Source organism: Bosea vaviloviae, from assembly GCF_001741865.1.
Lineage (GTDB): Bacteria > Pseudomonadota > Alphaproteobacteria > Rhizobiales > Beijerinckiaceae > Allobosea > Allobosea vaviloviae.
On the sequence record NZ_CP017147.1, the window covers coordinates 243,177 to 256,669 of the forward strand.

Genomic DNA, 13,493 nt, shown 5'->3' on the forward strand with positions numbered 1-13,493 from the left:
CGGCGGCAGGACAAAACTCAGCATGACGATCCAGGACGTCTCATTGGGCAAGGCTGTACCGAACAGCGGACGCGATGTCGGCTTCGCAGTCGGCATCATCGGCATCCTGGCGATCCTGTTCCTGCCGATCCCGGCTTTCGTGATCGATCTGGGGCTCGCCTTCTCGATCGCCCTATCGGTCCTGATCCTGATGGTCGCGCTCTGGATCCAGAGGCCGCTCGAATTCTCCTCGTTCCCGACGATCCTGCTGGTCGCGACGATGCTGCGCCTCTCCCTCAACATCGCCACGACGCGCGTCATCCTCTCGCATGGCAATGAGGGCTCGCACGCGGCCGGTTACATCATCGACGGCTTCTCGCGCTTCGTCATCGCCGGCGATTTCGTCATCGGGCTGATCGTCTTCATCATCCTGGTCACCGTCAATTTCATCGTGATCACCAAGGGCGCGACCCGCATCGCCGAGGTCGGAGCCCGCTTCACGCTCGACGCCATCCCCGGCAAGCAGATGGCGATCGACGCCGATCTCTCGGCCGGATTGATCGATGCGCCCGAGGCTCAGCGGCGCCGGCGCGAGCTGGAGGAGGAGAGCTCCTTCTTCGGTGCGATGGACGGCGCCTCGAAATTCGTTCGCGGCGACGCGATCGCGGGCCTGATCATCACCGCCGTCAACATCCTGGGCGGCATCATCATCGGCGTGACGCGCCACGGCATGTCGCTGTCGCAATCCTCCGACGTGTTCGTGAAACTGGCCGTCGGCGACGGCCTCGTCACGCAGATCCCGGCCCTGATCGTTTCGCTCGCGGCCGGCCTGCTCGTCTCCAAGGGCGGCATGCGCGGGACGGCCGAGCAGGCGATCCTCGGCCAGCTCGGGCATTACCCGCGCGCGCTCTTCGTCGCCGCCTTCCTGATGCTGATCCTGGCGCTGGTACCGGGACTGCCGCTCCTGCCCTTCGCCCTGCTCGGCGGGCTGATGGCCTTCGTCGGCTACACCATTCCCAAGCGCCTGGCCGAGCGCGAGGCGGCCGCCGAGGAGATCCGCGCCATGGAGGCCGAGCAGGCCGTCCATGACAGCAAGGACACGATCAAGGACTCGCTGGCGATCTGCGAGATCGAATTGAGCCTGGGCAAGCAGTTGTCGGCCGAGATGCTGAACTCCCATAGCGAACTCGCCCATCGCGTCGCCAAGATGCGCAAGAAATTCGCGGCGCAATACGGTTTCGTCGTGCCGGAGATCAAACTCTCCGACAGCCTGCGCCTGTCACCCAAGGCCTATGAGTTCCGCATCCACGGCACGGTCGTCGCCTCCGGCGAAATGCGCCCGGGCAGCATGCTCGTCGTCGTCGGCGATGGCCGTTTGCCGGATCTGCCGGGCGAGGAAGTTCGTGAGCCGGCTTTCGGCGTCAAGGCGATGTGGGTCTCCGAGAGCTACGCCAATGAGGTGAAGCGCGAGGGCATGCACCCGGTCGACCGTCTTTCGGTGCTGCTCACCCATCTCAGCGAGACGATCCGCAAGAATCTCGGCCAGCTCCTGTCCTACAAGGACATGCGCGGCCTGCTCGACCGGCTCGGCCCCGAATACAAGAAGCTGCTCGACGAGATCTGCCCGGCGCATATGTCACTGTCGAGCCTGCAGGCCGTGCTGCGCCTGCTGCTGTCGGAGCGGGTGTCGATCCGCAACCTGCATCTCATCCTGGAGGTGATCGCCGAGATCGCGCCGCATGTGCGCCGGGCCGAGCCGATCGCGGAGCATGTGCGCATGCGCATGGCCCAGCAGATCTGCGGCGATCTCGCCGAGGGCGGCGTGCTCAACATGCTGCGCCTGGGCAATCGCTGGGACCTCGCCTTCCATGAGAGCCTCCGGCGCGACGCCAAGGGCGACGTCATCGAATTCGACATCGATCCGCGCCTCATCGAGGAGTTCGCCGCCGAGGCGACGACCGCGATCCGCAGCCGGATGGACCAGGCGCAGAACTTCGTCCTGGTCACCAGCCCCGATGCGCGCCCTTACGTCCGCATGATCGTCGAGCGCATCTTCCCGGCGCTGCCCGTCCTCTCCCATGTCGAGATCGCACGCGGGCTCGAGGTCAATCTGCTGGGCACGATCTCGTGACGCTGGTCACGCCCGAGATCCTGCTGCACGCCTTCCTGATCTTCTGCCGCATCGGCGCATGCCTGATGCTGATGCCGGGCTTCTCCAGCCCGCGCGTGCCGGTGCGGCTGCGCCTGCTCATGGCTGGCGGCATCACCCTGGCCTTGGCGCCCTTCGCCTTGCCGGCCTTCGCGACTGTCGGCGCCGATCCCGGCCCAGCGACGCTGCTGCGGCTCATCGTCTCCGAGACGATGACCGGCGCCCTGATCGGGCTGATGGCCCGCTTCTTCTTCCTCGCCCTGCAGACGATCGCGACCGCGATGGCGACCACCGCAGGGCTTGGACAATTGCCGGGCTTGCCGATCGACGAGGCGGAAGCGTCGGCGCCCTTCGTCACGCTGATCACGATGACCGCGGCGACGCTGATGTTCGTGACGAACCAGCATGCCGAGGTCATCCGGGCGCTGGCCGGCTCCTATGCGCGCATCGCGCCGGGCACCGCCTTCGATGCGCAGGCCGGCCTGATCCAGCTCGCCGACCGCGCCTCGGACAGCTTCTTCCTGGCTTTGAGGATCGGCAGTCCGTTCATGATCTACGGGGTGGTCGTCAATCTCGCCATCGGATTGATGAACAAGCTCACCCCGCAGATCCCGGTCTATTTCATCTCGCTGCCCTTCGTCATCGCCGGCGGCCTGTTCCTGCTCTATTTCACGGGGCCCGAGGCGCTGAGGCTGTTCATCACGGCCTTCTCCTCCTGGCTCGCGCATGGCTGAACCGGGATGCCGCGCAAGCGCCTGAAAGCAATCGAGCGGATCCTGGCGATCCAGTCGCGGATCCGCAGCCTCGCCGAATGGCGCCAGAAGGCGATCGAGCGGAAAGCCACCGAGACCAAGGACGAGGCGCGCGCGCTTGTCGCCTCGCTCAATGGCGACGGCCTCGTCGACGGCCTGTTCGCGGATATGACGGCCAAGCGCCTGCATCGGGTCTCGCTGTCGCTCTGGGAGCTGCAGGCCGCCGCGGCCGAGCAAGCAAAGCGCGTCGTTGCGGAAACCGGGCGCGAGAAACAAACCGCGCGCCTCGCCGATCATGTTCGACGGATCAAGCTTCGTGCCGACCAGGACGAGGTATTGGTCGAGATCATCGACAGCATCGAGGGCAAGCGAGCGGCAAGCCTCGAATAAGCCTGATGGTGCAATCTCCCGGCGTGATCGTTCAATGACCTTGGAAAGGCGACCATGGCGATTTCTCCTCCATCCGACATCGTTCTCGACGTCGCTCTCGCCGCCGATCCGCAGCGTCAGCGCGCAGCCTTCGACCGGCTTGCCCGCATGGCTGTGCCTGGCGCGGCCGCTACGCAGTTCGCCTCGGCCATCGAAGGCGCCGGCGCCGTCCTGCAGGCTCCGGGTTTGGCCGGCGCACGCGATAAATTCGCCAGCCTGACGCTCGCCAAGCCGTCATTTGCCAAGCCGTCTGCCGCTGCAGCAGGCGACCAGAGCGCCACCGCCAAGACGCTGCGCCAGTTCGAGGCGCAAGTGATCTCGACCTTCATCGAGCAGATGATGCCGGAGGCCACGACCAACACCTTCGGCAGCGGCCTCTCGGGCGGCGTCTGGCGCTCGATGCTGTCTGAGCAGATCGCCGGCGAGATCGCCAAGACGGGCGGCCTCGGCATCCGCAGCAAGGTCATGGCCGCGCTCGCGGCGCGGTCCGGCAACACAGCGGGCGCAGAGCCCGGCACGGTGGTCGCAACGACCCAGAAGACCTTGGCTTCGACGGCCAGCGCCGGCGCGAGTTCGCGCGACCTCGCCATTCCGCTCGCGGTCGAACGCAAGCTCCTGAACATCACCCGGCCTAGCGCGATCGGCGTGGGTCGAACCTCCACAACCCGACAGGTGTGACGCATCATGAGCGAACAGCAAGACGACATCGCATTGCTCGAACCGAACCTGCCGACCCAGGACACGCCGGACGCCTGGGGTTCGGCCGGAGCCATCGCGCTCAGGAGCGCGAGCCCGGCGGCACCGCAGATGCCCTCGGAGGCCGGGCGCGCCATGTGGACCGTGCTGGATCATCTCGAACAGGTGCTCGACCATGAGACCACCGAATTGATGGCGCTCAGGAACGCCGACCTCAACCGCCTCAACGAGACCAAGAGCCGCTTGCTCCTGGATGCGAGCCGCGCCGTACGGGCGATCAGCAACGAAACCGTCGACGGCCCGCTCCTGGCGCGATTGTCGACGCTGCGGTTGAAGCTCGAGCACAACCGCCTCGCCATCGCCATGCATCTCGACGCGGTCCGCGAGATCGCCGCCGCGATGGCCACCACTTTGATGGATGCAGATTCGGACGGCACCTACTCCGCCACGGTCACCTCGCAGCTCGCCGCGCCGATGCCCGCCAAAGCGCCTGCGATATGACGACGGCGCGCCTCTTCCTGCTCGGCGCCTGGGTTTGCGGGGTGACCCTGATCTCGGGCCATCTCGCTCTGACCTGGCGGGCCGAACGGCCGCCCGCCACGGAGACGCCCTTCTTCGAGGGGCTGGAATATGAGGAAACCAGCCTGATCCATGTGCCGATCCTGGCCGGCGGCGAGGTCAAGGGCTATGTCGCGGCCCAGTTCGTCTTCACGGCCGACGCTCACACCTTGCGGCAGATGACGGTGAAGCCTCATCCCTTCGTCCGGGACGAGGCGCTGCGCGCGATCTACTCGAATACCCAGATCGATTTCTCGCGGCTGGAACGGGTCGATATCGACGCGCTGCTGAAAAGCGTGAAGACCAATGTCAACGCCCGCCTCGGCGGCGAGTTGATCAAGGACGTGCTCGTCAAGGAATTCAATTATGTGCGCAGGGAGCAGTTGCGCAGCTGACGACCCGCAAGGCACAGCGTCATTGCGAGCGTAGCGAAGCAATCCAGAGGACGTAGAGCGAGACTTCCTGGATTGCTTCGCTACGCTCGCAATGACGCTGTGCCGTCTAAAACCCAGTCACCCCTGCTGCAGCGCGCTCGCCAGATCCTGGAACACGTCAGCACTCAGCGGCGCACCCATGTCCTGGTGCAGCGCCGTGTAGATGCGCGGCACGAGCGCGATCGCCGTGTCGAGCTCGGCGTCGGCTCCGGCCTGGTAGCCGCCCATCAGGCGCAGGTCCCGCGTATCCTCGAAGCGCGCGACGAGGCCCTTCATCCGGGTGGCGAGGACGCGCTGCTCCGGGGTCCAGACATGGTGCGCCAGGCGCGAAACCGAGGACAGCACGTTCACCGCCGGGTAGCGGCCCTGATCGGCGATGGCGCGGTCGAGCACGAGATGCCCGTCCAGCGTGCCGCGGATGCTGTCGGCGACGGGATCGTTATGGTCGTCGCCGTCGATCAGCACCGAGAAGATCCCGGTGATGGCGCCCACCCCCTCGATGCCCGGGCCGGCCCGTTCGAGGAGCTTGGGCAGGGCGCTGAACACGCTCGGCGTATAGCCGCGCGCAACCGCGGGCTCGCCCGCCGCCAGGGCCACGTCGCGCGCGGCATGGGCGAGACGTGTCACGGAATCGATGATGAGCAGGACATCCTCGCCCTGGTCGCGGAAATACTCCGCCACCGCCATCGCCGTGTTCGGGGCAAGCCGGCGCATCATCGCGCTCTCGTCGCTGGTCGAGACGACCGCGACCGCGTTGGCGCGCATCGCGCCCAAGGTGTCGTCAAGGAATTCGCGCACCTCGCGCCCGCGCTCGCCGACGAGCCCGATGACGATCGTGCCGAAGCCCGGCGCCCGCGCCAGCATCGAGAGCAAGCTCGATTTGCCGACGCCGGAGCCGGCGAAGACGCCGATGCGCTGCCCTGCGCAAAGCGGCGTGAACAGGTCGATCACCTTCACGCCCGTACGGATCGGCCGCGTGACGCGGGCGCGCTTCATCGCTTCCGGCGGCGGCCCGTCGACGCGCATCGCGGTATCGCCAGGCAGCAGCGGCCCGGCCTCGTCGAGCGGCTCGCCAAAGGCGTTGATCACGCGGCCCTTCCAGCTCTGCGCCGGCCGCAGCGTCATCGCGCCGGCGACGCTGGCGCGCGCGCCGAGCCCGACGCCGACGGTGGTCGCGAACGGCTTGACCAGAACGCCGTCCCGGTCGATGCGGATGGCCTCGCCGAACTCCTCCCGCCCATTCGCGGAGAGCGCAATGCGTTCGCCGAGCCGGACGAAGCGGGAGAGCCCGGCGACGCGCACCGCAGCCGGCGTGACCTCTGAGACCGCGCCGCTGATCCGCACCAATTCATGCGTTTGCGGCCCACCGGCGATGGCTTGTTCGAGACGGGCGAGCGCGTTCATCGCAATCCTGTGCAGGGGGCGAAAGGGTCAGAGCGTTTTGAAGCGACGTGGATACCGGTTCGCGTGAAGAAACGCGTTAGAACAAGGACCTGGGGCAATTGAACCATCCAATCGGATCGGACATTGCTCTCGGTCCGGCCAGACGGTCAGCTGGTCTCGCCAAGCGAACGGATGGCGCCGTCGACGGACTTTTCGCCCTTGTCGATCGCATTCGCCGCGCTCTCAAAGGCGCGCGTCACCATGATCAATTTCGCCATCTCGCGGATGGGATTGACGTTGGAGCCTTCGACAAAGCCCTGGCGGACACCATTGATGACGAAATCAAGGATAGGCGTCGCCGCCTTGTCGGGGATCACGCCTGAATTCTCGTAGCGCTGCAGCTTCGCATTGGGGTCGATCGTGAACAGGCCGAGCGCCCCGACCTGCTGGGTGCCCTGCCAGATCATGCCGTCCTTGGCGATGACGGGCGGGCCGCCTTCCGGATCGAGCAGCATCGGCGAGCCGCCGGCATCGAGGACCGGATAATTCGAATGCGTCTGCAATTCGCCCTGGGCCGTGATCTTCATGCGGCCGTCGCGCGTATAGACCGTGCCGGCCGGCGTCGAAATGGCGAGGAAACCGTCGCCTTCCACCGCGACGTCGAGCGGGTTCCCGGTCTTGTCGACGCCGCCATGCATCCGGTTGATGAAGCTCTCGCCCTCCGAGGCGAAGTTGACGCCGTCGGGCCCCTTCTTCGACAGGAAGGTGCTGAACTTGACCTCCTCGGCGCGATAGCCGGCGGTGTTCATGTTCGCGACGTTGCGGGCGAGCGTCTCCATCCGCTTTTCGAGGACGAGTTGGGCCGAAAGGCCGACATAGATGGCAGACTGCATGGTCAGATGCCTCCGAGGCGAAGTTTCTGCAGGCTCGCCAGCACGTCCTGGCCGATGAGGGCGGAGGAGGGTTGGCTGAAGAGCAGCATGGTCGGGTTCGAGGAAGCGCCGCTCCCCGCGCCCGCCAGGCTGGTGAAGCGCTGCATGAAGCGCTTGAGCCCGTCTGGATCCTGCAGCGTCTTGAGGTCGAGCTTCTTCTCGATCATCGTCGCCTGCTTGTCGATCGGCATCGCGGAGGTCTCCGAGGGGATGCCGAGCGCCGTCTGGACGACCTTCAACAGGGCGGCGTCCGCCAGGATCTGGTAGGCGGTCTTGATCGTTGGCGCCTTGCGTTCAAAATAGAGCGCGAGACGAACGCTGTCGTCGCTGGCGCCCGCATCCTGCTCGAGCTTCTGGCGCGTGTATTTCTCGACCGTGGTCTTCGTCTGGTCGCTTCTGACGGCCGCGTTATGGCGATCGACCGTCTGCTGCATCATGGCCTTGTCGCTGGTTGCCTTTGCGCCCTTGTCGGCAAAATCGAAGGCCTTCAGGAATGCGCGAAACTGCTTGTCGATCGCCGGATCGGCGAAGTGAAGCGGCGAATCCTTTCCGAGATGGAGCGCCTGGGTGACGGCTTCCTTCTCCTTCGGCGTGTCGACGACGGATTCCAGACCGAACGCCTTGATCGCGTAGTCGAACATGCGCGAGGCGCTTTTGTCCGTGAAACTGGTAACCGTCTTCACCTTGCCGATATTGGTCTGGAAATAGGTCGTGTCGGCTGTCTCGGTCGAAAAATCGAACGTTGCCGCCAGTTCGCGATAGCGCGGGTCCGTGAGCTTGTTGGCGAAGCTGTTGGAATCCTTGACCCCGCCTGCGAGGACTTTGCGCATGAAGGCCTTGGCATAGGCCATGTCACCCAGGCCGAAGGCCTCCACTGCATAGCGGTAGAGTCGATCGTCCTTCATGAAGTCGTCGAGCGTCTTCACCTTGCCGATGTTCTTCTCGAAATAGGCTGCATGACTGGCGACGTCAGGCTTTGCCGCTGTCCGCGCGAGCGACTGGGTCAGGTTCCGCGTCACCGCCTGATAAGCGATCATCGTCGTGGTCATCGGCGCCTCCGCAGCAACGGGGTTATTGCGATCTTCGCCGATCACGGTCCCGCGCAAGGCTTGCGTGGACCTGACCGAGATGAGCACGCCGGTTTCAGCCTCGCGCAAGCCAGCTCGTCTACTCCTCGCCATGTAGATTGCGAGAAGGAGCGGCGCGTTGAGCGTACTGATCGGACTGACGATAGCAGTGGGTTCGCTGATCGGTGGTTTTGCCGCCATGGGCGGGCACGTCGCCGTGCTCTGGCAACCATGGGAGCTGGTCATCATCCTGGGAACGGCGATCGGAACCTATATCATCGCCAACCCGATGAAGACCGTAGCCGATACCGGCACGGCGGTGACCGAAGCGCTGCGAAACGCCGTGCCGAGCCAGGCGCATTACTTCGAGATCCTCGGCGTCCTCTATGCATTGATGCGCGAATTGCGCAACAAGGGCCGCGCCGAAGTCGAGGCGCATGTCGAAGCTCCCGCTGAATCCGCGCTCTTCGCCAATGCGCCCAGCGTCCTGGCGGACGCCAAGTTGACGACCTTCATCTGCGATTATTTCCGCCTGGTCATCGTCGGCAAGGCACAGGCCCATGAGGTCGAGGCCCTCCTCGACGAGGAGATCACGAGCCAGCTCCAGGACAGCCTGAAGCCCTATTACGCGCTGGGCATGGTGTCGGAGGCCCTGCCCGCGCTGGGCATCGTCGCCGCTGTCCTGGGCGTGATCAAGGCCATGGGCGCGATCGACCAATCACCGGCCCTGCTCGGCGGCTTCATCGGGGCGGCGCTCGTCGGCACCTTCGCCGGCATCTTCTTCTCCTATGCGGTGATCGGGCCGATCGCCCAGAAGATCAAGACGACGCGAGAGAAGCAGGGGCGGGTCTATATCGTCGTCAAGCAGACCATCCTCGCCTTCATCGGCGGCGCCGCGCCGCAGGTCGCGCTCGAATATGGCCGCAAGGTCATCTCGGCCAGCGAGAGGCCCTCGATCGACGAGGTCGAAGACAAGACGATCAGCGCAGCTCCGCCGCGCGGCGCTGCCGCCGTCGCCGCCAACGACCGTCCCCAGCAGGAAGCCGCCTGACATGAGCACAGCTGCACAGCCCCTCCGCGAGGACAAGCTGCTCGACTCGACGGGCATCTCGATCGACCGGCTGCCAATGCTGCAGATGGTCTTCGACCGGCTCGCGACGAGCTGTGCCGACGCGGTGCGGCAGATGTCCTCCTCGCCGGCCTATTTCTCGCTCGCCGGCGTCCAGAGCCAGCGCATCGGCGACGCGCTCAACGCCCATGCCTACAACGCAATCGCCGGCATCTTCCATGCGCGCGAATGGGATTCACGCATCCTGATCGGCTTCGACCGCGATTTCATCTTCACCCTGCTGGAGGTGATGTTCGGGGCCGATGGCAGCGAGGCGCCGTTCAAATACGAGCCCGACTTCCCCGATGACGAGCGCCCCTACACCAATATCGAGATCCAGGTGGCCCAGGCGCTGTTCGAACTCGCGGCCCGCAACCTGAAGAGCGCCTTCGCCCCGGTCTGCGACGTCTCCTTCGATTTCGAGCGTGTCGAGACGCGCATGTATTTCGCCACGATCGGCAGCCGCAGCAACCTCGCCGTCAAGGCCCAGTTCCTGGTCCAGGGCCTCGACAATTGCGGCCAGATGTTCGTCGTCATCCCGCAGACCGCGCTGAACCCGATCCGCCAGAACCTGGCCCATGTCCATTCCGGCCAATCCTCCGCCCGGGATCCGCGCTGGACCAAGCAGATCCATACCGAGGTGCAAAGGACCGAGGTCAAGCTCTCGGCGATCCTCGAGGAGCGCGCCATGACGCTGGGCGAGATCGGCTCGCTGCAGATCGGGCAGGTGATCGAGCTGCAGGCCTCGCCGCAATCCAAGATCCAACTCCAGTGCAATGACGAAACCGTCTTCTGGTGCCAGCTCGGGCAGCGCAACGGCTCTTATGTGCTGCGCATCCAGGACCACGCCAACGAGGAACAGGAGTTTCTAGATGACCTTCTATCTCGGTGAAGTCGTACTCTTCGCGGCGCTGCTGCTCACCAGCCTCCAGGTCCTGCGGATGCGCAGCGAGCTCAAGCGCATGCGCAGCTTCCACGCCGAATTCCAGAGCGTCTTCAGCCAGACCGAGGCTGCTCTGGGCGCGATCCAGTCCACCGTCCGCGATCTCCAGGCCAGCGGCCGCGAGGTCGTCGAGGAGCTCGGACAGCGGATCGACACCGGCTGTAATCTCCTGCGCGAGCTGAAATCAGCCAACACGCGCGCCGAGCGCATCTCGCCCCGCACGAGCCGAGACGCCAACGCCGCCTGACATGCCTTCATCCCCGCTGCCGGATGCGACCGGCAGAGCGTTCCCATAGTCTCCGGAGAACCCCATGACGAAGCCAAACAAATCCGTGAAGCTGCCCGAGCTGACGTCGGAGGAGATGCCCGCCGGTCTGGCGGAGGCGGAAACCGAGAGCGTTTCGGCCACGGCGGACAGAGCGCCCGGAGCCGTCGCTGAGGCGAATGAGATGCTCAATCTCGACGCCGTCATGCGCATTCCCGTCAATATCCAGGTCGTGCTGGGCAGCGCCACCATGCAGGTCGCCAATCTGATGAAGCTTCGCCGCGGCGCCGTAGTGCAGCTCGACCATCGCGTCGGCGAGCCGGTCGATGTCGTCGTGAACGGGCGGATCATCGCGCGCGGCGAGGTCGTGATCGTCGAGGACGACAACAGCCGCTTCGGCGTGTCGCTCACCGAGATCGTCGGCGTCCAGGCCAAATTCGAAGCGTGAGTGGCAAGTTCGAAGCGTGAGTGGATCATGTCGATGACGGGGACTGCGAAGGACAACAGGGCGAACGCCACGCCAGCCATCGTCCCGGCGGGTGACGGGCTCAGCGGAGCGCAGAAGGCGGCCGTCCTGGTCCTGGCCATGGGCAAGCCCCTCGCTGGGCGGATGCTGAAGCATTTCGAGCCCGGCGAGATCCGCCTGCTGATGCGCTGCGCCGCCGAGCTCGGACCGATCCCGGCCGATAATATCGCGATACTGGTGGAGGAGTTCAGCGATCGCTTTTCCAGCGGCGTGAACCTGGTCGGCTCGCCGCGCGAGGTCCAGAAGCTGCTGACCGGCATGCTGCCGGCCGAGGAGATCACCGAGATCATCGGCGAGACGGCGGATGCGGCGAACCGCTCGATCTGGGACCGCGTCTCGATGATGTCGGAAAGCGTGCTGGCGGGCTATCTCGCCAAGGAGCATCCGCAGACCATCGCCTTCATCCTGTCCAAGCTCAGCCCGTCCTGCGCCTCGCGGATCATGACGCAATGGCCGGCCGGCCAGCGCCACGAGCTGATGCGCCGAATGCTGAACCTCAAGCCGGTGGCGGAGCAGCCGGGCGCGATCGTCGAGAAGGCGCTCTATGAAGGCTTCACCCTGAACCTGGCGCGCAACAAGGGCGCCGACACCCATGCCCGCATGGCCGACATCCTCAACAAGATGGACAGCCAGGACATGGAGGAGGCGCTCGACAGCCTGCAGCGCGTACGCCCGGAATCGGCCGAGATGCTGAAGGGGCTGCTGTTCGTCTTCGAGGACATCGTCAAGCTCTCGCCCCGCGACCGCATGGCGATCTTCGACCAGGTGGCGACCGACCGCCTCGTCCTGGCCCTCAAGGGAACCGAGACCCTGTTCAGGGAGCAGATCCTGTCCTCCCTGGCGACGCGCGCGCGCCGCATCGTGCAGCAGGACCTCGAGAACGGCGAGCCGGCGCTGCAGCGCGACGTCATCGAGGCGCGCCGCGCCATCACCGACATCGCGCTCGACATGGCGGGCCGCGGCGAGATCGAGCTCAATTCGGAGCGCGAGGACGGCGCTTACTTCCAATGAGACGGTGACCGGCGTTGTCCGAGCAAGACCAGGAAAGCAAGACCGAGGAGGCCTCCGAGAAGAAGATTCGGGACGCGATCGAGCGTGGCAACACGCCCTCCTCGAAGGAGGCGCCGATCTTCGCCAGCATCGCCGCGACCTTGATCGCAAGCGTCTTCCTGATCCGCGCCAGCGGCGGCGAGCTCACGCGCTTCCTCTCGAACTTCCTCAGCGATCCCGCCGGCTTCGACATCTCGACGAACAAGAACACGACGACGCTCCTGGTCTACGTCGCCGTTCAGGCCAGCCTCTTCGTCGGGCCGATCCTGCTGCTCTTCATGGTCTTCGGGCTGAGCGCCTCGTTCCTGCAGCACGCGCCGCAGTTCTCGCTGGAACGGATCAGCCCGCAATGGTCGCGCATCTCTCCCGGGAAGGGCTGGTCGCGCATCGCCGGGGCGCAGGGCCTGATGGAATTCGGAAAGTCGCTGGCCAAATTCGCCGCCATCGCGGTGACGACCTGGCTGATCCTCAAATCGGACAAGAACACGGTGGTGACGGCGATGCTGCAGGACCCAAGCACGATTCCGGAACTGGTCCTCACCATCGCGACCCGGCTGCTTTCGGCGGCTTGCGTCGCGACGATCGTGATCGTCGCCGCCGACCTCGTCTGGACGCAGAAATCCTGGCGCCGCTCGCTGCGGATGACGAAGCAGGAGATCAAGGACGAGCACAAGCAGGCCGAGGGCGACCCGATCCTGAAATCGCGCCGGCTCTCGCTGGCCCGCGACCGCGCCAGAAGCCGCATGATGGCCGCCGTGCCGCGCGCCACGATGATCATCGCCAACCCGACCCATTACGCGGTGGCGCTGCGCTATGTGCCCGAGGAAGGCGGCGCGCCGCTGGTGCTCGCCAAGGGCGTCGACCTGATCGCCCTGAAGATCCGCGAGATTGCCGAGGCCAACGACATTCCGGTGATCGAGGACCGCGTCCTGGCGCGCTCGCTCCATGCCGGCGTGCAGATCGACCAGATGATCCCGCCGGAGTTCTACAAGGTCGTCGCCGAGCTGCTGTGCCTGGTCTATGCCCGCAAGGTGGCTTGAGCACTCCATGCAGCCCAGAGGCTGTTGGGAATTCTGGGGTCAGCCTCGCGCAAGCTTCGGCTGCGACAAGGGAGTGGATGGCAGGTTGACCTGATGGGCGCGTCCCACATCGTCAAAGGCATGATGCCGCCCTGCCATACCGGTTAAAATCCGGAATGTTCCCCATCATTCATCGATAGAGG

General features: G+C 65.4%; 15 protein-coding genes. 12 read left to right on the forward strand and 3 right to left on the reverse strand.

The window, feature by feature from the left end:
• Positions 1 to 22 precede the first annotated feature (22 nt).
• From flhA to BHK69_RS01175, 6 genes are read left to right on the forward strand one after another with little or no spacing between them, the layout of a single operon-like run.
• Complete coding sequence (gene flhA / locus BHK69_RS01150) at positions 23 to 2,110, forward strand: flagellar biosynthesis protein FlhA (RefSeq protein WP_069688510.1); 2,088 nt, start codon at positions 23 to 25, stop codon at positions 2,108 to 2,110.
• Positions 2,107 to 2,862 carry a flagellar biosynthesis protein FliR gene (gene fliR / locus BHK69_RS01155; protein WP_069688511.1) on the forward strand — a complete coding sequence of 252 codons (756 nt, stop codon included), beginning with the start codon at positions 2,107 to 2,109 and terminating at the stop codon, positions 2,860 to 2,862. The genes flhA and fliR overlap by 4 nt, the downstream gene beginning before the upstream one ends.
• A gap of 6 nt (positions 2,863 to 2,868) precedes the next feature.
• The gene (locus BHK69_RS01160) at positions 2,869 to 3,270 is read left to right on the forward strand and encodes a hypothetical protein (RefSeq protein WP_069688512.1); all 402 of its coding nucleotides are present in this window, start codon (positions 2,869 to 2,871) and stop codon (positions 3,268 to 3,270) included.
• Positions 3,271 to 3,324: 54 nt separating this feature from the next.
• Complete coding sequence (locus BHK69_RS01165; RefSeq protein ID WP_069688513.1) at positions 3,325 to 3,987, forward strand: rod-binding protein; 663 nt, start codon at positions 3,325 to 3,327, stop codon at positions 3,985 to 3,987.
• 6 nt (positions 3,988 to 3,993) lie between these two features.
• Positions 3,994 to 4,506, forward strand: a complete 513-nt coding sequence (locus BHK69_RS01170; RefSeq protein ID WP_083269046.1) for a hypothetical protein — start codon at positions 3,994 to 3,996, stop codon at positions 4,504 to 4,506.
• Positions 4,503 to 4,958, forward strand: coding sequence for a hypothetical protein (locus BHK69_RS01175; RefSeq protein ID WP_069688514.1), 456 nt, complete (start codon positions 4,503 to 4,505; stop codon positions 4,956 to 4,958). The genes BHK69_RS01170 and BHK69_RS01175 overlap by 4 nt, the downstream gene beginning before the upstream one ends.
• A gap of 117 nt (positions 4,959 to 5,075) precedes the next feature.
• Here BHK69_RS01175 and fliI read toward each other — a convergent pair whose 3' ends face one another.
• The 3 genes from fliI to BHK69_RS01190 form a co-directional block, all read right to left on the reverse strand.
• Positions 5,076 to 6,401, reverse strand: coding sequence for a flagellar protein export ATPase FliI (gene fliI, locus BHK69_RS01180; RefSeq protein ID WP_069688515.1), 1,326 nt, complete (start codon positions 6,399 to 6,401; stop codon positions 5,076 to 5,078).
• Between the two features lie 146 nt (positions 6,402 to 6,547).
• On the reverse strand, positions 6,548 to 7,273 hold the full coding sequence (flgF, locus tag BHK69_RS01185) for a flagellar basal-body rod protein FlgF (RefSeq protein WP_069688516.1): 726 nt from the start codon (positions 7,271 to 7,273) through the stop codon (positions 6,548 to 6,550).
• Positions 7,274 to 7,275: 2 nt separating this feature from the next.
• Positions 7,276 to 8,361 carry a DUF1217 domain-containing protein gene (locus tag BHK69_RS01190; RefSeq protein ID WP_148663286.1) on the reverse strand — a complete coding sequence of 362 codons (1,086 nt, stop codon included), beginning with the start codon at positions 8,359 to 8,361 and terminating at the stop codon, positions 7,276 to 7,278.
• A gap of 157 nt (positions 8,362 to 8,518) precedes the next feature.
• Here BHK69_RS01190 and motA point away from each other — a divergent pair, with 157 nt between their 5' ends.
• The 6 genes from motA to BHK69_RS01220 all read left to right on the forward strand — a co-directional run bounded on the left by motA (position 8,519) and on the right by BHK69_RS01220 (position 13,311).
• The gene (gene motA / locus BHK69_RS01195; RefSeq protein WP_069688518.1) at positions 8,519 to 9,430 is read left to right on the forward strand and encodes a flagellar motor stator protein MotA; all 912 of its coding nucleotides are present in this window, start codon (positions 8,519 to 8,521) and stop codon (positions 9,428 to 9,430) included.
• A 1-nt stretch (position 9,431) separates the two neighbouring features.
• Positions 9,432 to 10,379, forward strand: a complete 948-nt coding sequence (locus BHK69_RS01200; protein ID WP_069688519.1) for a flagellar motor switch protein FliM — start codon at positions 9,432 to 9,434, stop codon at positions 10,377 to 10,379.
• On the forward strand, positions 10,360 to 10,677 hold the full coding sequence (locus tag BHK69_RS01205; RefSeq protein WP_069688520.1) for a hypothetical protein: 318 nt from the start codon (positions 10,360 to 10,362) through the stop codon (positions 10,675 to 10,677). The genes BHK69_RS01200 and BHK69_RS01205 overlap by 20 nt, the downstream gene beginning before the upstream one ends.
• A gap of 64 nt (positions 10,678 to 10,741) precedes the next feature.
• On the forward strand, positions 10,742 to 11,143 hold the full coding sequence (gene fliN / locus BHK69_RS01210; RefSeq protein WP_069688521.1) for a flagellar motor switch protein FliN: 402 nt from the start codon (positions 10,742 to 10,744) through the stop codon (positions 11,141 to 11,143).
• 33 nt (positions 11,144 to 11,176) lie between these two features.
• Positions 11,177 to 12,232 carry a flagellar motor switch protein FliG gene (locus BHK69_RS01215; protein ID WP_148663287.1) on the forward strand — a complete coding sequence of 352 codons (1,056 nt, stop codon included), beginning with the start codon at positions 11,177 to 11,179 and terminating at the stop codon, positions 12,230 to 12,232.
• A gap of 14 nt (positions 12,233 to 12,246) precedes the next feature.
• Positions 12,247 to 13,311: an EscU/YscU/HrcU family type III secretion system export apparatus switch protein gene (locus tag BHK69_RS01220; protein WP_069688523.1), complete on the forward strand. Its 1,065-nt coding sequence runs from the start codon at positions 12,247 to 12,249 to the stop codon at positions 13,309 to 13,311.
• The last annotated feature ends 182 nt before the right edge of the window (positions 13,312 to 13,493 follow it).

What these genes read in the sequence shown, in the direction of transcription:
- fliN (WP_069688521.1), top strand. Translation starts at nt 10,742, where the DNA reads ATGACGAAGCCAAACAAATCCGTGAAGCTGCCCGAGCTGACGTCGGAG.
- fliI (WP_069688515.1), bottom strand. Translation starts at nt 6,401, where the DNA reads ATGAACGCGCTCGCCCGTCTCGAACAAGCCATCGCCGGTGGGCCGCAA.
- BHK69_RS01170 (WP_083269046.1), top strand. Translation starts at nt 3,994, where the DNA reads ATGAGCGAACAGCAAGACGACATCGCATTGCTCGAACCGAACCTGCCG.
- BHK69_RS01160 (WP_069688512.1), top strand. Translation starts at nt 2,869, where the DNA reads ATGCCGCGCAAGCGCCTGAAAGCAATCGAGCGGATCCTGGCGATCCAG.
- flhA (WP_069688510.1), top strand. Translation starts at nt 23, where the DNA reads ATGACGATCCAGGACGTCTCATTGGGCAAGGCTGTACCGAACAGCGGA.
- BHK69_RS01215 (WP_148663287.1), top strand. Translation starts at nt 11,177, where the DNA reads ATGACGGGGACTGCGAAGGACAACAGGGCGAACGCCACGCCAGCCATC.
- flgF (WP_069688516.1), bottom strand. Translation starts at nt 7,273, where the DNA reads ATGCAGTCTGCCATCTATGTCGGCCTTTCGGCCCAACTCGTCCTCGAA.
- BHK69_RS01205 (WP_069688520.1), top strand. Translation starts at nt 10,360, where the DNA reads ATGACCTTCTATCTCGGTGAAGTCGTACTCTTCGCGGCGCTGCTGCTC.
- BHK69_RS01190 (WP_148663286.1), bottom strand. Translation starts at nt 8,361, where the DNA reads ATGACCACGACGATGATCGCTTATCAGGCGGTGACGCGGAACCTGACC.
- BHK69_RS01165 (WP_069688513.1), top strand. Translation starts at nt 3,325, where the DNA reads ATGGCGATTTCTCCTCCATCCGACATCGTTCTCGACGTCGCTCTCGCC.
- BHK69_RS01175 (WP_069688514.1), top strand. Translation starts at nt 4,503, where the DNA reads ATGACGACGGCGCGCCTCTTCCTGCTCGGCGCCTGGGTTTGCGGGGTG.
- BHK69_RS01200 (WP_069688519.1), top strand. Translation starts at nt 9,432, where the DNA reads ATGAGCACAGCTGCACAGCCCCTCCGCGAGGACAAGCTGCTCGACTCG.